Below are 18,181 nucleotides of genomic sequence, written 5' to 3' on the forward strand. Positions count from 1 at the left end.
CCCTGACGGTTTTCTTATTGCGCTGAACGTATCGAATCACGGGGAAATCACAGACTTCACCATGCTGACCACAACGACGTTAGGCGGGAAGTTAGGTTGGCGCGTATGAGAACGGCGGACAGCCGCTGAATGAAAGGCAGACCGGGGCATCGGACACAGGGGACGTTATTCTTTAAAAAACGATCCCATTTGCGGTCGTTACGGACCGGAAGGACGTTATTTACTCGGATCAAGGCTAAAAAAGGCCCGCAATCCCGCAATAACGGCGCCCGGGTCCGCTGGCGTTCCACGAATCGCGGTAGGAAAAAAGAATAAGGGCTCCTGGGTCCGTTTGCTACGTGCCGGCGCGCAAGCAAAAGGCCGCAGGCGGTTTTTAGCCTGTCAGAACGTATAGGAGCAGCGCTTAATATGAACACGGAACCACGCAGCCGGGCTTCTCCGGAGAAGTGGGCGCGTCATTTCGTGTTTTCAGGCGGTCGGAGGCGCGTGGCTGTCCGTCGAGCAAGAATAGAATTTCACCTTCATATTTTTATATACGGTTTAGAAGTTCGCGCTAGGGTTGGAAAGACAGCGACGATGAAATTTATATATATTTTACATTTATTTTATATATAGTAGATATAAACAGGCAAAAGTCTATGATTCGAAGCTTTCGGAGGGAGGGAGCGCATGAGCAAAACATGGCTCCGAAGGATGATGTGGTCGCATATTCCGCTCTTTCTGATCGTTTTTTCTTTTTTGATTTTTATATTCCTTCAGGCGATCGTCGAACAGAACCGACAGAACGCGAAGGCTTCCAGCCAGGCGTTCACCGCCCAGCTGCTGCAATCCGTCCATGTATCGTTGAAAACCGTCGATCACCTCGTCATCCGGGAAGCTGCTGAACAACAAGCTGCTGTCCGACTATTTCGAGGAAGCCGATTCCCGCCATATTTATTTGAATTACGAAGTGCTCGAGCGGCTTAACGAACTGAAGCAGGAAGTGCCGTTGATCGATTCTTTTTATTTGTACAGGTACGGCGACGGCACGATCCTCTCCGGCAATTTACGCAAACCGATCGACGCCTTCGACGATCGGGCGTTTGCGAAGTCTTTCTCCGGCCTCAGAATCGGGACGCATTGGAGCGATGTCCGGGATTATCGGGAGCTTGCGTCCCGCAGCGCCAAGCGCGTCATCAGCGTCGTCCACGAAGTTCCGGTCAATTCCGGCTCGCAAGGCATCCTTGTGATCAACATCGACGTTTCCGCCATTCAGGCAAACGTGTCCCTGTTATACGACGAATCCACCACCTTCGTAAACATTTTCAGCCGGAACGGGCAGCCGATCTACGGCGACAATCTCGAACCGAACCGCAAAGTCATGACCCGACTCACGTCGGATTACACCGGCTGGACGGTAGAGAGCGGCATGAAAAGCGGACTGCTGGCCAGTTCTACGTCTGCGTTCTCCAGCGTCTGGTTCGGCGTCGGCGTCCTCGTGTTTGCCGTCGGACTGCTCCTCACCGTCTACGTGGCGCGGGCGAACTACAAGCCGCTCGAACAGCTGGTCGTCAAGCTGCATCATTCGCTGCTGGACGGGAACGGCTCGGCCGGCAGCGTGGCGGCGAACGAATTTGCCTTTATTGAATCCGCTGTCAACAATTTTGTCGCGCAGTCGAAGCTTGCCGAGCGAGAATTCAGCGAAGCGGCCGTGCTGAAGCGCAAGCATGCTTTTAACGTGCTGATCTACGGCGATTACGAGAGAGGGGATTTGTCCGAAACGCCATTTGAAGGTCTGGAAATGCCGGCTTTCCATACGTTAAAGGCGCTCGTGATCGAGGTGGACAATGCGGAACAGGCATTTTTTACGTTCGGCAAACGGGACCGCTCGCTGTTCAAGTTCGTCGTCAGCAGCGTCGTCAACGAAATGCTGCAGCAGCCGGGCACGGTCGCATGGCTGGAATGGACGTCTCCGATCCAGCTATCCGTCGTTTTATTTCAAAATGAGGCAAGCGAACTGTCGCCCGTCTATGATTCGATCGTCGACTGGGTCGCCAGAAATCTCAAGTTCACCGTCACCGTCGGCGTCGGCCGCACGACAGGCTCGCTCGAAGACGTACGCTCCTCCTATGAAGAGGCCTGCTCGCTCCTGCATTTCAAGGCCGTGCTTGGCACGAACCGGGTGATCCGTTACTCGGACGCCGAGCATCAGCGGCAAAAAAGCGAGCATGAGCACCTTCGCACGATTCACGAGATTTCGACCGCTTTTCGGCTCGGCGAAGAAAAATGGCGCGATCTGTTCGGACAGTTTTTCAGCGATATTCGTTTGGACAAGCCCGCAAAAGCGGTGATCGTCAAGCTGATCCACTACATGTTCGCCAATCTGGAGCTTCACCATTCGAGCGGGTCCAAAGAGGAATACCGGATCGTCCGGCAGGCGCTGGAAGAGATGCGCGTCCGGATGGAGTCGTTCGATACGCTGGAAGAGCTGAGCATGGCGCTTTACGATACGCTTGACCATAGCTTCAGGGGGCTGCAGGATATGCGTTCGCCGCGCGCTCATTATCCTATTTTGCAGGACATCAAGGATTGCATCGAGAAGGAGTACGCCAATCCGGACCTGTCGCTCGATTATCTGAGCGATAAATTCGACGTCGGCTCCAAATACCTGAGCAGATTGTTCAAAGAAACGTTCGGCGAAAACTTTCTCGATTTTCTGGCATCCGTGAGGATCGGCAAAGCCAAGGAGCTGCTCGCCCGCACCGACGATTCCGTTCAGGAAGTCGGAGAGCGGGTGGGGTACCCGAACTCCGCGACCTTTCGCCGCGTGTTCCGCAAGACGGAGGGATTGCCGCCGCACGATTATCGCAGTCGAATGCGGGAGTGAGCGCGTCTGCCGGCCGATGCGTCGCGAGTCCAGCCAGGAGGTGGAAGATGAACAGAGGTCGAACGATCGTATTCGCCGCGATCGCTGCGGTCATCGTCGCGTTGATCGGCATCGCGGCATGGAGATGGGGAGCCTGGGGACTGCCTGACGGCCAATCCCTCAATCGCGGCGCGGAGCCGGTCATTCGCGAGCCGGGCGAATTCCCGATCGCGGATCGAAGGGTAGAGCTTGAAGTATTGGTCGGGTCCGATCTCGCAACAGAGGAATTGGATACGAATCAGTTCACTGAATATATCGAGCAAAAGCTCGGCATCGAACTCAAGTTCGTCATCGCCAAGCCGGGCGAGCTGGACGAGACGGAAGACCTGTTGTTCGCGAGCGGGGACTATCCGCCGATCATTCTCGGCGGCAGTCTGACGACGGACGAGCAGGTGCGATACGGGCAGCGGGGCATCCTTCTTCCGTTGAACGGCTTGATCGACCGGTACGGCGACCGATTGAAGGATATTTTCAGCTCCAATCCGGCCGTCAGGCAGTCGATCGCCGCGCCCGACGGCAATATTTACGCCCTGCCGTCCGTCAATGAATGCTTCCATTGCTGGTACGCGCAGAAGCTGTGGATCAATCGAACGTGGCTGGACAAGCTTGGCCTGAAAATGCCCGCGACGACGGAGGCGCTTTACGAGGTGCTGCGCGCTTTTAAAACGAAGGATCCGAACGGGAACGGCCTCCAGGACGAAATTCCGCTCAGCGGCGCCATGAACAGCTGGCATACGGGAATTACGGGTTTTCTGATGAGCCCTTTTATTTATAATACGGACACGGATTACTTCTACATCGAGAACGGCCGCGTCGGAATGGCAGCCGTCCAGCCGCAATGGCGGGAAGGGCTCGAATATATGAGAAAGCTGTTCCGCGAAGGCTTGATCGACCCCGACGTGTTCACCCAATCGCTCGACGGGCTCATGGAGACGGCGTCACGCCAGGAAAACGTGCTCGGCGCGGTTACCTCCGGACATATTCGGATGGTGTTCGACGGCAACGCCGGCAGCAGGGACGGCGAGTACGAGGCGGTTCCGCCTTTGATCGGCCCATCCGGCTATGCGGCGGCAGGCTTCTTCGGTTCCTACGACCGCGCGGCCTTTGCCGTCACCGACAAAGCGACGGCTGCCGAAGCGGCTGCCGCCATACGTCTGGCCGACTTCCTGATGACCGAAGAGGCGACGATCCGCAACGAGTGGGGACCTGAGAATAAGTGGTGGCGAAAAGGAGAGCCCGGCGAGTACGACGAGCACGGGAAACCCGCCAAATATTGGCTCGATCCCGAATTTTCCAAGTCGTCCACCCAAAACGCCATCTGGGCCCAGATGGGCGTACTGTATCGGGATCGAAATCTCAGAGAGTCCTGGGCCGTGTCCGAGGATCCCGATTCGTTCATCGGCTATGAGCATCGGCTTTACGTGGAGACGCTGCAAAAGTATGCGGACAAGCAACCGCGCGAGGTGTACCCGTCCTATATTTTTATGGATACGGCCGCAGCCGAGGAAGCCGCCCGATTAAAAGCGCCGATCAACGATTATATCCGAAGAAATCTGGTTCAGTTTATTACGGGCGTGAAGGATACGGCCGCCGACTGGGAAGATTACGTGAACGGTCTGAAGCAGTTGAAGCTCGACCGGTACGTCGAGATTCACCAGCACGCATACGACATTTACAAACAACAACAATGAAAAGCCTTGATCCGGAAATGCCTTCCGGTCAGGGCTTTTTTTTCCTGCCGAATCGAATATTGATCGGTCCGCGAAAGATGAGCGACGGCCAAAACGCACCGTTATGAAAGCGCTTGTAGAATGATGTCCGTCCGTAGATTTCTGTTCGTTGACGGTCCCGGCCGGCGTTCGATATGGTTAGGCCATTCAAAGCCAGGCGAATACGTGCTTCGGGAAAGGGCGTGAACGGGCAGATGAAAAATACCGGCGTTATGGGCGTACGCGGCAATACCATACGCAGAGGTCGCAAGACAAGCGGAGGGCTCGCTGCCGGACGCATGTGGAGGGGGATCAAACGGCACTGGCAGCTATACCTGCTCGTGGCGGCTCCGATGGCCTACATCGTCATCTTTAAGTACATTCCGATGTACGGCGCCCAGATCGCGTTTCGGGATTACAGCGTCGTGAAGGGATTTACGGGAAGCGAGTTCGTCGGGCTCAAGCACTTCCGGGCTTTTTTTCCAGTCGCCGAACTTTTGGCTGCTAATCAAGAATACGCTGGGGATCAGCTTGTACTCGCTTGTCGTCGGATTTCCCGCCCCGATCGTGCTCGCGCTCGCCCTTAACGAGATCAGGCGGGCGAAGTTCAAGAAGACCGTTCAGATGGTGACGTTCGCTCCGTTTTTCATCTCGACCGTCGTCATGGTTTCCATGATTATGATTTTCCTCTCCCCGCGTCTGGGCTTCGTGGATCACATTGTACAAGGCCTTGGCTTCGAATCGATTAATTTCATGGGCTCGCCGGGATATTTCAAGAGCATCTTCGTATGGTCGAACGTCTGGCAGGGGATCGGCTACGGCGCGGTGATCTACCTGGCTGCCTTGGCCGGCATTAATCCCGAGCTGTACGAGGCGGCTAAAGTGGACGGCGCGTCAAGGCTTCAGAAGATGCGGCACGTCGATATTCCGGGCATTGCGCCCGCGGCCATCATCCTGCTGATCCTCAGCGTCGGACAAATCATGAACGTCGGCTTCGAGAAAGTATACCTGATGCAAAATCCGCTTAATGTGAGCACTTCGGAGGTCATATCGACTTATGTGTACAAGATCGGTCTGCTCGGCGCGAATTTCAGCTTTTCTTCCGCGGTCGATCTGTTCAATTCCCTGATCAATCTGGTCTTGCTGATAAGCGTCAATGCCGTTGCCAAGCGAATCTCGGACAACAGTCTGTGGTAAAGGGGGGGACGTACATGAACCGGGCAACCGCGATCCGCGAATCGGTCGGCGACAGGGTTTTCCTGGCGCTAATTTATCTCTTTCTCTGCTGCGTGCTCGTCGCCGTCCTCTATCCGCTCCTTTATATTGTCAGCTCTTCGTTCAGCTCGGCACAGGCGGTCGTCAGCGGGAAGGTGTGGCTGTGGCCGGTCGACTTCAGTCTGATGGGCTACAAAGTCATTTTCTCCAATCCGGCGATTTTGACCGGCTATATGAACTCCATTATTTATACCTTGCTTGGCGTGTCCATCAATGTCGTCATGACCGTGGCGATCGCCTATCCCTTGTCCAGATCGACGTTTGTCGGTCGCAACCTCATCATGATGCTGCTCGTGTTCACGATTTTGTTCAGCGGCGGACTGATCCCGACGTATCTCACGGTCAAGGCGGTCGGCATTCTGGATACAAGATGGGCGATGGTATTGCCCGGCGCGCTGTCGGTCTTTCAGGTTATCGTGGCGCGCACCTTTTTCCAGTCGACCATTCCGAAGGAGCTCGGCGAAGCGGCGGAGCTGGACGGATGCTCGGATATCGGATTTTTGTGGCGGGTCGTCCTGCCGCTCTCGAAGGCGATCATCGCCGTCCTGATCCTGTTCTATGCGGTGGGCATCTGGAACGCTTACTTCGACGCGCTCATTTATCTCAAGTCGCCGGGGCTGTATCCGCTGCAGATCATTTTGCGGAATATTTTGATTCTCAACACGATAGACGCGACGGCCCTCGTCGATGCGAATCAGATGGCGGCAAGGCAGGGCTTGCGCGATTTGTTGAAATATTCGCTGATCGTGGTGGCGACGGTTCCCATTCTTTGCATTTATCCGTTCGTCCAGAAATATTTCGTTCAGGGCATTATGATCGGCTCGGTTAAAGGTTAGGCGGTCGACAGACGAAAGGGAGGTGAGGCCGGAAGGAAGCGCGTATGGCAGCGGGCACAGGCATTGCCGGCAAGCGGCGGCGTAACAGGCACGATGGAAGCTAAAAAAAGGAGGCGTCATCTTGCAAAAGAATCGGATTACCGGAACGGCCGTCGTCCTCATCCTCACGCTCGTATTCGCGCTCATCCTGGGCGCATGCAGCGGCGGCGACAAAGAGACGGGCAATCAAGGAAACGGCGGCGCAGCCGGCACGGATGGCGATCAGGCGCAGGCAAGCGGAAAGCCGGTGACGCTGGACGTGTTCTTGTCCTTGTCCCCGCGCATCGAAGATATCAACAAAAACGCCATTACCCAATATATCGAGAACAAGCTGAACATTAAATTCAAATTCGACGCGACGCCCAATGCGAACGCGGCCGACAAGAAAAAGTTGATCATGGCGAGCGGCGATTATCCCTCCGTTTTCCTCTCCGGCGACTTCACGCAGTCCGAACAGATCGATTACGGACAGCAGGGCGTGCTGCTGCCGCTCAACGATCTGATCGACCAGTACGGCGACGAGATCAAGAAGGCGTTCCAGGACGATCCCGATCTCAAAGCGGCCATCACGGCCCCGGACGGCAATATTTATGCGCTTCCGCACGTGAACGACTGCTTCCATTGCTGGTACGCCCAGAAGGCATGGATCAACAAGACCTGGCTTGACAAGCTGGGATTGGAAATGCCGAAAACGACCGAAGATTTCTACGACGTGCTGAAGGCGTTCAAGGAGAAGGACCCGAACGGCAACGGCAAAGCCGACGAAATTCCTTATGCCGGCGCGATCGGCACCTGGCACGGCGTCCCTTCCAATTTTCTGATGAACGCGTTTATTTACGACAACGACGAAGACTTCTTTACGATGAAGGACGGCAAGGTCGATCTGGCCGCGAACAAGACGGAATGGAGACAGGGCCTCGAATATTTGAACAAGCTGTACGGCGAAGGACTCATCGACAAGGAATCGTTCACGCAAAACGGCGATGCGCTTACCCAAGTCGCCAACAAGGAAGGCGACAACGTGCTCGGCGCCATCGCGGGCGGCATTCCAAGCTTGTACTTCAGCCTGGCGGCGGATCAGACGCGGCACAAGGACTATGTGTCCATCCCGCCGTTGACCGGTCCGAACGGCGTCGCCTATACGGGATACTACAAGTCGTACGGCAACGGGCAGTTCGCCATTACGAACAAGGCGTCCAAAGCGCAGCAGATCGCGGCGATCAAGATGGCGGATTATATGTGGTCCGAGGATCACGCGATTACGAACGAATACGGCCTGGAAGGGAAGTACTGGGAGAAGGCGCCGGACGGAACCTCGGATGTCCGGGGCAGGCAGGCGAGATATATGCTGAAGCCCGAATTTTTCGATATGGCTTCCGCCGCGACCAACAACGAGACCTGGGATCAGATGGGCATCACCCGCCGGACGCGCGATATTCGCGAATCGTGGGTCGCTCCCAAAGATCCGATGAGCCAGGAAGGATACGAGTACCGGCTGTTCCTCGAGACGCAGAACAACTACGAGAACAAGCAGCCGAAAGAAACGTTCCCGCTCAGCATCTTCATGGATACGGCGGACGCCAAGGAAGTCAACCAGCTGCGGCCGCAAATCAACGATTATATTCGATCGTACATGGCGCAGTTCATTACCGGATCGAAGAAGCTCACCGACAACGAGTGGAACGCGTACGTGAAGGGCTTCGACGGCTTGAAGCTGAAGCGCTATCTGGAAATCTACCAGAACGCGTACGACAAGATGGCGAAATAGGCGAAGCAGGCAAAATAAAAGATAAAGGCAAAGCGAGGTTTTGACATGCTTCAGACACCGATTTCCAAAGGCCCGTTCGAACCGACCTTCGAATCGCTGAGAACGTTCGCGTGCCCGGATTGGTTCCGGGACGCCAAGCTGGGCATCTGGTCGCACTGGGGCGCGCAGTCCGTCCCGATGTACGGAGACTGGTACGCGCGCAATATGTACGTGGAGGGCTCCGAGCAGTACCGGTACCATATCAGACATTACGGGCATCCGTCGCAATTCGGGTATAAGGACATCGTGCAGCTTTGGAAAGCCGATAAGTTCGACCCCGAGGCGCTGATGGACCTGTACGTGGCTGCAGGCGCCAAATACTTCGTCGCGCAAGCCATGCACCACGACAACTTTTTCAACTACGGCTCCAAGATCCACCGGTGGAATTCGGTGAACATGGGGCCGAACAAGGATATCGTCGGGCTCTGGAAGCAGGCTGCGGTCAAGAGGGGGCTGCCCTTCGGCCTGACCGAGCATCTGGGCGCCACGTTCGGCTGGTTCCATTGGAACAAAGGCCGGGATCGGGAAGGTCCGTTTAAAGGCGTTCCGTACGACGGCAACGATCCTGCGTACGAGGATCTGTACTTGCCGAACCTCGAGCACCACGATCCGAACAAAAAAATGTACGATCTGGATCCGTGGTATTCGCCGAACCGTTGGTGGCACCAGCGCTGGTTCGACATCGTCAAGGAAGTGATCGATCTTTATCAGCCGGACCTCCTGTATTCGGACGGCGTGCTGCCGTTCGTCAATACGTGGGATAAGCCGGACTTCGATCCCGGCCATCCCGATTATCAGGCGGGATTGCATGCGGTCGCGCATCTGTACAATACGAGCGCCGCGCTGAACGGCGGCGTGAACAAAGCGGTGTACAATCAGAAGGACCGCAAAAAAGAGATTTACAGCGTCGGCGTCATGGATATCGAGCGCAGCCAGGAGCCCGCGATCAAGCCGGAGCCGTGGCAGACGGACACTTGCGTCGGCGACTGGTTCTACCATGTCAAGACGGTCTACAAAAAGCCGGGGCATGTCATCGAGATGTTCGTGGACATCATCTCCAAAAACGGCAATATGCTGTTGAACATCCCGCAGAAGCCCGACGGCACGATCGACGACGAATGCACGTACATTTTGAAGGAAATGGCAAGCTGGATCGCGGTGTGCGGGGAAGGGGTATACGGCACCCGCCCGTTCCGAGTGTCGGGCGAGGGCGGCACCCGCGTCGTGATCGATCATTTTAAGGAAGACAAAGCGGAATGGAGCGCGTCCGATTTCCGATTTACGCAAAAAGGCAGCACGATCTACGCATTCCAGATGCGCGCGCCTGAAGATCGTCTTGCCGTCGTCCGTTCGATCGGACCGGACGAAAAAGTGAAAAACGTGCGCCTGCTCGGAGTCGGCGAAGTACCGTTCGAGCAATCGTACGGGGTGCTCGTCGTATCGCTGCCGGAGCGGCTGCCCACGGCGTATCTCAACTGTCTTGCCATCGAGATTTAATCGTTCGTTGCAAAGGAGCTGTTCCTTACGGAACGGCTCCTTCGCCTCGTATCGCATATAATCCCTTCCTATGGGGGAGATGCTATGGGTATTCGGCGAGCTTCAAAACAGGCGATATTTTCGATAATAGAAAGCTTCATTATTGATATCTTCCCTAAATGATAGCGGATACAATGGCATTGTCATCATTTTACGCTAAAGGGAGAGGTCAAAAATGAGCTTTAAAAAGAAAGCTGTATCGCTCTCATGCCTTGCCGTCGTCTTGCCGGCTTTGTTGATCGGTTGCAGCAAGGAAGCCGCGGAGAACGGTTCTTCATCGGGCTCGTCGACCGCAACCGCTTCGACGTCAACGTCCCAGGAGCCTTATGTCGTTAAAATCGTGATGGCGGACGATGCCGACGACGAAGCCGTCAAGGCGGTAGCGGCCGAGGCGAGCAAAATCACGCAGGCCAAATTCAATACGACGATCGAGCTTGTGCGCTACGGCTTCAGCTCCTTTAATCAACAAAGAAATCTGATGCTCTCCTCCGGAGAAAAAATCGACCTGATGCCGAGCCTGGGGCTTACCGTTCCGAATGCGGCCAACAGCGGACAGGTGGTGCCGCTTAACGATCTGCTCGAGCAGTACGGGAAGGACATGCTCGAACAAATCCCGCAGGCCGATTGGGATTCGACTTCGGTGGACGGCAAAATTTACGCGGTTCGCAACAATAAAGAGCTCGCTTCCGGCTATGGCTATGCGGTTCCGACAGAGTACCTGGAGGCGCTCGGAACGGACGTATCGACGATTAAAACCGAAGACGACTTCGAGAATCTGCTTCGCGCGGCGAAGAGCAAGTTTCCCGACATGTATCCGCTCGTATCCGATGCCGGCACGATGGGCTACTACATCTCCTCCAAGGACGATCTGGGCGGAGACCCCGGCGTGCTGGAAGATGCGACAACCGACAACACGACGGTCGTCAACTGGTACGCCACGGACACGTACAAAGATATCGTGACGCGTCGTCACAAGTGGCAAAAGGAAGGCCTGCTCCTTCCGAACGGCTCGACGAACTCGGAGAGCGCGACCAGCCTGATCAAAGCGGGCAAGGCGTTCTCGTCGATCGCCAATACGAAGCCCGGCGTCGAAGGCGAGATCGAGCGAAGCACCGGCAAGCCCATGACGATTATCGAGCTTGTCCCGCCTTACTCGACGACCAACAATATTAACAATCTGTGGTATGTCGCGCATAACAGCGAAAATCCGGGCAGAGCCGTACAGGTTCTGAATGAAATGTATACGAATCCGGAGCTGGCGAACATTTTGATCTACGGCGTAGAAGGCAAAAACTATGTGGTCAAGGATGCCGATAAGGGCATTATCGACTATCCGGACGGCATGGATGCCGGCAACAAGACGTACAGCGTCGATCCTTGGGCATGGCCGAACGAGCTGATCTCCTACGTATGGGCTTCCGACTCGCCCACGGTTTGGCAGGATACGCTCAAATTCAACGAGACCGCCATTAAGTCCGTGGCGAAAGGCTTTGTCTGGAACAATTCGAAGGTGCTGCCGGAGATCGCCGCGGTAAACAATGTGCTCGCCAAGTATGTCAACGCGCTGGATTGCGGGGATCTGGATCCGGCCGATACGCTCCCGCGCTTTGAGAAGGAATTGAAAAACGCAGGCATCGACAAGATTATCGCCGAAAAACAGACGCAGCTGGACGCATGGCTGGCGCAAAATAAGCAATAGCAGTTCGTAAATATCGCTCCTCCCGTCCAAGGGCTCCCGGCGACATCGACCGCGGGCCTTTGGGCGGGGCGAGGGGAGGGCGTCGCATGAACACGGCAAATCGAAGGAGTCTGCGAAGGCTGTCGCGGTATTTGCCACTCTACCTTTTGCTCATTCCAGGAACGCTGTACATCCTGATCAATAACTATATTCCGATGGCGGGGATCGTCGTCGCTTTCAAGCAATACAATTTCCAAAAGGGAATTTGGGGAAGCGATTTTATCGGCTTTAAAAATTTTGAATTTCTGTTTAAAACGCAGGACGCCTGGCTGATCACGCGCAATACGATCGGTTACAATCTGGCGTTTATCGTCATCGGCACGGTGATGTCCGTTTTCGTTGCGATCCTGCTTAACGAAGTGACGTCGAATGTCGCCAAGAAGTTTCACCAGACCGCGATTCTTTTGCCATACCTCATTTCGATCGTGATCGTAAGCTATCTGGTCTACGGATTTTTAAGCTTCGAAACCGGCTTCATGAATCTGACCTTCCTCAAAATGTTCGGCATCGATCCCGTGTCCTGGTATACCGATCCCAAGTACTGGCCTTATATCCTGATTATCGTCAACGTGTGGAAGTGGTTCGGCTTTAACACGATTATTTTTTATGCCACCCTGGTGGGCATCGATCACAGCTACTTTGAATCGGCGGCGCTGGACGGGGCAAGCAAGTGGAAAAGCATTATCCATATTACGCTGCCCAGCCTGAAGCCCACCTTAATCATTTTGACCTTGATGTCGGTCGGCCGGATTTTTTTATTCGGACTTCGGTCTCTTTTACCAGGTTCCGATGAACAGCGGACCGCTGATGGATGTCACCAATACGATCGACACTTACGTGTATCGCGGTCTGATGCAGACGCAAAATATCGGAATGTCCTCGGCTGCAGGTCTTTACCAGTCCGTCGTCGGCTTTATTTTAATTATGCTTGCCAATTATGTCGTTAAAAAAAGCGACCCGGACAGCGCGCTGTTCTAGCGATTTCGGAAGAGAGCAGGTGAAGAAGTGGTTCAATCGAACAAGGGCTTTCAGCTATTTGCCAATATCAGCCTGACCGTCGTCTCCGTTTTGTGCATCATTCCCTTCCTACTGCTGATCGTATCCTCCCTGACGAACGAATCGAGCCTCATTCATAACGGCTACTCGTTTTTCACGAAGGATATCGATCTGACCGCCTACAAATATATCCTTTCCAATTCCGGCGAGGTGGCCCAAGGCTATTTGATTTCGACGGTCGTGACGGTTGCCGGCACGCTCCTCAGCCTGACCGTCACGACGATGTTCGCCTATCCGCTCTCCAGAAGAGAGCTCCCGGGGAAAAACGTATTTTCCTTTTTTCTTTTTTCACCATGCTGTTCTCCGGCGGCTTGATACCGAGTTATATCATGTGGACGCAGCTCTTCGACGTGAAAAATACGATCTATGCGCTTATTTTTCCGAACCTCCTGATGAACGCGTTTAATGTCATCATGATGCGCACTTACTTTACAAGCAACATACCGGAGGCGGTTACGGAGGCGGCCAAAATAGACGGGGCGGGCGAAGTTCGCATTCTGCTCCGGATCGTGCTGCCGATGTCCGTGCCGATCGTGACCACGCTCATTTTGTTCATCGGCCTGGGCTATTGGAACGACTGGCTGAACGGGCTTTACTACATTAGCGATAAAAAATTGTACAGCTTGCAGGTTTTGCTCAATAAGATGCTCCTCGATACGCTCTTCATGATGAGCGGCCTGGGCAGCAAGCTGCAGGTCAACCTCGGCACGAACTTCCCGACGACGGCCATCAAGATGGCGATCGCGGTGATGGGTCTGCTTCCGATATTGATCGTATATCCGTTTTTTCAAAAATATTTCGTAAAAGGAATCGTAGTCGGAGCCGTCAAAGGTTGATCGCGCGGCCGGCTGCGGCATGGGAGGCATGTAGATGAGCGCTTACGCCAACTTTAATATCGCCTTGTATTTCACGACCCGTTGCATCGAAAGCATGGGAACGGAGGAGCAATACGAGCGGAACTTCCGTTTTTTCGAAAAGCATTTGCACTGCGCAAAAGTTTACTTGGAAACGCATCGGGACGATATGGACATCTCCGCAGAGAAGCTGACTTCCTTGAAGCGTTTTTTTAACGACAAAGGCATTGCGGCATCCGGCGCGATCACGACGACGCTGATGAAGACGACGAAAAACAAGCCGTTGATCGACGAAACCGGCGTATACGGGAGCGGTGGCACGATCATCGGCAGCGAGGCAACGCCGATCGAGGACGGCTACAAGCGCGCTTGCTCGATGCTTTGCTACACGACAAAGGAAGACCTGGACCGGCTGGAGCAAACGGTAGCGATGGCCGCCTCCTTGTTCGACGAGATTATTATCGACGATTTCTTTTTCACCAATTGTACGTGCGCCAGCTGCATGGCGGCCAAAGGGGATCGAAGCTGGGCGGATTTTCGGTTGGATCTGATGACGGACGTGTCCGAGAATATCGTCATGCGGGCAGCCAAAGCTGCGAACCCGAATGTCAGCATGATCATCAAATTTCCGGACTGGTATGAATCTTATCAGGAAACGGGGTATAATCCGGAGACGCAGGCTCGCCTTTTCGATCAGGTTTACACCGGTACGGAGACCCGGGATACGAACCATTCCGCGCAGAGCTTGCCGAGGTACGGCAGTTATTCGCTGATGCGTTGGTTTGAAAATCTGAAACCCGGCCATAATGCGGGAGGATGGATCGATTCGCTCGGCAGCATGCCGCATATTTCGTACTTTCTCGAGCAGGCCCATCTGACGCTGTTCGCGAAAGGGAAAGAATTGACGTTGTTCTGCTATAGCTGGCTCGTCGACACCGTTCATATTCCAGCCCTGGGGTTCGAGCTTGAACGATTGGACCAGGTCGTCGGCATGGCCGGCCAACCGGTCGGGATCGCGGTGTACGAGCCCTTCCACGCCCGCGGCGACAATCATCTGTACGATCATCTGGGCATGGCGGGAATCGCCTTTGAGCCGACGCACGCGTTTCCGGACACGTCCGGTCTTGTATTTGTCACGGCCGCGAGCGCGACCGACGAGACGATCATCGGCAAGCTGAAAAATCATCTGCTGAAGGGCGGAGATATTTGCATGACCTCCGGCTTCCTGCAGAAGATGCAGGGCAAGGGCGTCGAGGAGCTGACATCGGCCAGGTATACGGATCAAAAAGTATGTTCGAATGAATTCGTATCGGACGGCGCGGCATTCAGCGGCTATTACTGGAGCGGCAGCAGCGTCCTGCTGCCCGCGATCGAATATATGAGCAACGCGGGCGATTGCCTGATCGCGCTGCGCAAGCTTAACAATTGCTTCCCCGTCTTGCTGAGAAGCAAGTATGGAAACGGAACGGTCTACACGTTGACCGCGCCGGACGACTACGCCGAATGGAGTCGATTCCCTAAAGAAGTGTTGACGACGATCCGTCAGTACTTGATGAGCGATTTGAAAATTTACCTGGAATGCGGCGGCCACGTTTCGATTTTCCTTTACGACAACGACACGTTTATTTTGGATTCCTTCCATGACCGGCAGGAAAAGGTCAAGGTGCACGTGGACGGGAGCGGACGCAAGCTGATCGATCTTAGAACCGGCAAGTCATGGAACGCGGCTATGGCGGGGGCGCGAGAATCCGTGTTCGAAATCCCGCTGCAGCCTTTTATGTACGGTATGTTTAGAATCATCTGAAGACGTAAAGCGGCTGCAAAGCCGCTGCGATATTACAATTGGCGAGCAAGACTTGTTGCCGGGGCCCGGGCCGCGCAGCGGGTCTTGCTCGTCATTCTCAAGGAGCCGATCGCGATGAGCGCAAAAGCCAGAATTTCGTACAAGAAGCAGATGATCGTCATTTTACTTCTGTTTATTGTGCCTTTTCTGGCCTGCTTGCTTTCCTACAATTTATATACGGCCAATACGGTCGTCAATGCGAACATTATTCAGGAAAACAAAAGCAAGATCGGCGTTTTCTCCAATTCCTTCGAGAGATCGATCGCCAATATCACCACCTTCATGACGACGACCGTCGCCAACGATACGAATTTCAGAGTGCTGGGTTATCAGTCGGGCAAGCTGAATGCCTATCTGTCGGCTTACGAGATTTTGAATAAATGCAAAGATATTTTATCGATGGACGAGAGCATTACCGGCCTTTTTCTTTTTTCGACGGCCAACGAATTGTACTGGAACGCGTTTCAGAACAGATCGGGAACGGAAAACCGGTCCGGGCTGTCGGAACAATTGCGCACGATCGTTTCACGTCAGGATTATACATCGGCCGAATGGTTCGTACGGGAGTTAAACGGTCAGCCCTATTTAATAAGAGTGCTCTCCTACAATCGCGCTTACTTTATCGGCATCATCGATCTGAACAAGGCCGTCCGATCGTTGAATGCCGACAGTTCGGCGAATGCGAATCCGCTGCTGTTCGCAACCGATCGCATGGAGCTGCTGACGATGAATCGGGAGCTGGATCAAGCGCATTATACGTTTCAGCATAATCAAAATGGCGAACCCGTTTATTTAAAATCGGGAAAAACGCGTTATCGGATCATCGAAAGCGACTTTGGCGTCAAGGGCATCAAAATGATCTATCTCGTCGCGCATCGCCGAATTTGGCACGATATGAACGGCCAGCAGTTTTCTCTGTTTTTCGCTTCGATCGTCTGTCTGCTGTTGGTTCCGTTATGTTATTTTTTGCTCAAGCGTTCCTTTTTCACGCCCCTGAACAGTTTTGTCGGCACCATGAACAGCATCAAAGAAGGTCATTTGGACGTGCGGATGTCGAACCGTTCGCCTATTCTCGAATTCGAGCAAATGAGCAGTACGTTTAACGAAATGCTGCATGAGATCAAGTCGCTGAAAATCGTCGCGTACGAGCATCAGTTGGATGCGCAGCGCGCGACGATGCAATTTTTAAGAATTCAAATTCGGCCTCATTTTTATCTGAATTGTTTGAATAACCTTTACGCGCTCGCTCAAAATGGCGAATATAAGAAAATACAGGAGATGATCCTGGTGCTGTCCAAGTACTTGCGGGACATGTTCCGGCAATCTCCGTACCTCGTGCCGCTGTCGGCCGAGGTTCACAACATTGAAACTTACGTTAAACTTCAGACGATGACGCAATCGACGCCGATCTATTTTTCCGTAGACATGGACGAAGGTTTGAGGAGCTTTCCGATTCCGCCCATTACGATACTCACCTTCGTCGAGAACGCCATTAAATTCGGCATTTATCGGGACAAGCCCTTAATCGTCAATGTGAAAGCGAGATATTTGCAGGACGGGGATTCGGATTGCGTCAACATTACGATCGTAGATAACGGCAAGGGTTTTTCGGAGGATGAATTAAAAGCGTTGAATGCGCCGCATACGGAAGAGAACACGACGCATGTCGGGATCGGCAACGTCAAACGACGATTTTTCTTTCAATATCAAGGCGAAGCCGTCCTTTTCTTCTCCAATTCGAACGGCGCATGCATCGAGATTTTTATCCCGCTCTCAACCGCCGGCGCCGAACCGCATCCCGAATCGAACGAGGAGTTGGTATGAATGAACGTGCTTATCGTCGACGACCAGACCCACATCGTCGAAGGCATTTATACGGGGATCGACTGGCGCAAGATCGGCGTCGGTCAGGTGCTTAAAGCGTATAACGCGTTCGAAGCCAAACAAGTGCTTAAAAGCAAGATCGTAGATTTGATGCTCAGCGATATCGAGATGCCGGGAGAGTCGGGTCTCGAGCTTTTTCGTTGGGTGCAGGAGAAGGCGTATGACGTTACCTGCATCTTTTTGACCTCCCATGCCGATTTTCAATATGCCAAGGAAGCGATCCGGTTGGGCGGATACGATTATATTGTTCAGCCCGCCAAGTACGAGGATATCGAGCGTTCCGTGACGGAGGCGATACAGAAGCTGAAAAGCAGGCGCGAGACGGAGAAGTATTCGTCTTACGGGAAGCTGCTCTACGGCAGCAGCGATCGTATTCTTCAAGCCTTGCTCAAAGAAGGGCTGTCCGGGAAGCCCGCAAGCGAAAGCGACATGGTAAACGTGTTGAACCAGTTCCATATCCCGGTAAGCAAGGACAGCCAAATCTATTTGATTCTCATCGATATTTTAATGGATTTAAACGTAAACGGCGCATGGGATAAACCCACCTTGTGGTTCGCCTTGTCCAATATCGTTTCCGAGCTGTTTGAAGCTTACGGTCAGCGCGTGTTGTTGATCGCGCTGGACGATCAGTGCTTTTTTATTTATGGTTTACAGCCCAGACCAGGTCAGGCTTGGCTTGAACGCGTTTAAAGGACAGCT

General features: G+C 53.9%; 12 protein-coding genes and 2 pseudogenes. All 14 read left to right on the top strand.

The features are described 5' to 3' along the window. Positions 1 to 669: 669 nt before the first annotated feature. The 14 genes and pseudogenes from OMP40_RS05030 (at position 670) to OMP40_RS05095 (ending at position 18,172) form a co-directional block, all read left to right on the top strand. Positions 670 to 966, top strand: a complete 297-nt coding sequence (locus tag OMP40_RS05030; RefSeq protein ID WP_277529659.1) for a hypothetical protein — start codon at positions 670 to 672, stop codon at positions 964 to 966. Next, positions 938 to 2,866 carry a helix-turn-helix domain-containing protein gene (locus tag OMP40_RS05035; protein ID WP_277529661.1) on the top strand — a complete coding sequence of 643 codons (1,929 nt, stop codon included), beginning with the start codon at positions 938 to 940 and terminating at the stop codon, positions 2,864 to 2,866. Before OMP40_RS05030 ends, OMP40_RS05035 begins: the two co-directional genes overlap by 29 nt. 47 nt (positions 2,867 to 2,913) lie before the next feature. Beyond that, on the top strand, positions 2,914 to 4,596 hold the full coding sequence (locus OMP40_RS05040) for a type 2 periplasmic-binding domain-containing protein (protein WP_277529663.1): 1,683 nt from the start codon (positions 2,914 to 2,916) through the stop codon (positions 4,594 to 4,596). Positions 4,597 to 4,913: 317 nt separating this feature from the next. Next, a pseudogene (locus OMP40_RS05045) lies at positions 4,914 to 5,811 on the top strand (ABC transporter permease). Positions 5,812 to 5,825: 14 nt separating this feature from the next. Beyond that, positions 5,826 to 6,725, top strand: coding sequence for a carbohydrate ABC transporter permease (locus OMP40_RS05050; protein WP_277529666.1), 900 nt, complete (start codon positions 5,826 to 5,828; stop codon positions 6,723 to 6,725). Between the two features lie 121 nt (positions 6,726 to 6,846). Beyond that, complete coding sequence (locus OMP40_RS05055; protein ID WP_277529668.1) at positions 6,847 to 8,532, top strand: type 2 periplasmic-binding domain-containing protein; 1,686 nt, start codon at positions 6,847 to 6,849, stop codon at positions 8,530 to 8,532. 45 nt (positions 8,533 to 8,577) lie between these two features. Continuing rightward, positions 8,578 to 10,068, top strand: a complete 1,491-nt coding sequence (locus OMP40_RS05060; RefSeq protein WP_277529669.1) for an alpha-L-fucosidase — start codon at positions 8,578 to 8,580, stop codon at positions 10,066 to 10,068. Positions 10,069 to 10,282: 214 nt separating this feature from the next. Further along, entirely contained in the window at positions 10,283 to 11,806 is a 1,524-nt protein-coding gene (locus tag OMP40_RS05065; protein WP_277529671.1) for an ABC transporter substrate-binding protein, read from the top strand. An 86-nt stretch (positions 11,807 to 11,892) separates the two neighbouring features. Then, a pseudogene (locus OMP40_RS05070) lies at positions 11,893 to 12,823 on the top strand (ABC transporter permease). Between the two features lie 27 nt (positions 12,824 to 12,850). Next, on the top strand, positions 12,851 to 13,216 hold the full coding sequence (locus tag OMP40_RS05075; protein ID WP_277529673.1) for an ABC transporter permease family protein: 366 nt from the start codon (positions 12,851 to 12,853) through the stop codon (positions 13,214 to 13,216). 14 nt (positions 13,217 to 13,230) lie between these two features. Further along, positions 13,231 to 13,737 carry a carbohydrate ABC transporter permease gene (locus OMP40_RS05080; protein ID WP_277529675.1) on the top strand — a complete coding sequence of 169 codons (507 nt, stop codon included), beginning with the start codon at positions 13,231 to 13,233 and terminating at the stop codon, positions 13,735 to 13,737. 34 nt (positions 13,738 to 13,771) lie between these two features. Further along, complete coding sequence (locus OMP40_RS05085; RefSeq protein WP_277529677.1) at positions 13,772 to 15,559, top strand: permease; 1,788 nt, start codon at positions 13,772 to 13,774, stop codon at positions 15,557 to 15,559. A 114-nt stretch (positions 15,560 to 15,673) separates the two neighbouring features. Continuing rightward, positions 15,674 to 17,422 carry a sensor histidine kinase gene (locus tag OMP40_RS05090; protein WP_277529680.1) on the top strand — a complete coding sequence of 583 codons (1,749 nt, stop codon included), beginning with the start codon at positions 15,674 to 15,676 and terminating at the stop codon, positions 17,420 to 17,422. Next, positions 17,423 to 18,172, top strand: a complete 750-nt coding sequence (locus OMP40_RS05095) for a response regulator (RefSeq protein ID WP_277529682.1) — start codon at positions 17,423 to 17,425, stop codon at positions 18,170 to 18,172. It begins immediately after the preceding gene. The last annotated feature ends 9 nt before the right edge of the window (positions 18,173 to 18,181 follow it).

This window comes from Cohnella rhizosphaerae (genome assembly GCF_029525575.1).
Taxonomy (GTDB): Bacteria; Bacillota; Bacilli; order Paenibacillales; family Paenibacillaceae; genus Cohnella; species Cohnella rhizosphaerae.

Excerpts from the sequence above, each read along its gene's own strand:
- OMP40_RS05050 (WP_277529666.1), top strand. The coding sequence starts at position 5,826 with ATGAACCGGGCAACCGCGATCCGCGAATCGGTCGGCGACAGGGTTTTC.
- OMP40_RS05090 (WP_277529680.1), top strand. The coding sequence starts at position 15,674 with ATGAGCGCAAAAGCCAGAATTTCGTACAAGAAGCAGATGATCGTCATT.
- OMP40_RS05030 (WP_277529659.1), top strand. The coding sequence starts at position 670 with ATGAGCAAAACATGGCTCCGAAGGATGATGTGGTCGCATATTCCGCTC.
- OMP40_RS05065 (WP_277529671.1), top strand. The coding sequence starts at position 10,283 with ATGAGCTTTAAAAAGAAAGCTGTATCGCTCTCATGCCTTGCCGTCGTC.
- OMP40_RS05060 (WP_277529669.1), top strand. The coding sequence starts at position 8,578 with ATGCTTCAGACACCGATTTCCAAAGGCCCGTTCGAACCGACCTTCGAA.
- OMP40_RS05085 (WP_277529677.1), top strand. The coding sequence starts at position 13,772 with ATGAGCGCTTACGCCAACTTTAATATCGCCTTGTATTTCACGACCCGT.
- OMP40_RS05095 (WP_277529682.1), top strand. The coding sequence starts at position 17,423 with ATGAACGTGCTTATCGTCGACGACCAGACCCACATCGTCGAAGGCATT.
- OMP40_RS05080 (WP_277529675.1), top strand. The coding sequence starts at position 13,231 with ATGTGGACGCAGCTCTTCGACGTGAAAAATACGATCTATGCGCTTATT.
- OMP40_RS05040 (WP_277529663.1), top strand. The coding sequence starts at position 2,914 with ATGAACAGAGGTCGAACGATCGTATTCGCCGCGATCGCTGCGGTCATC.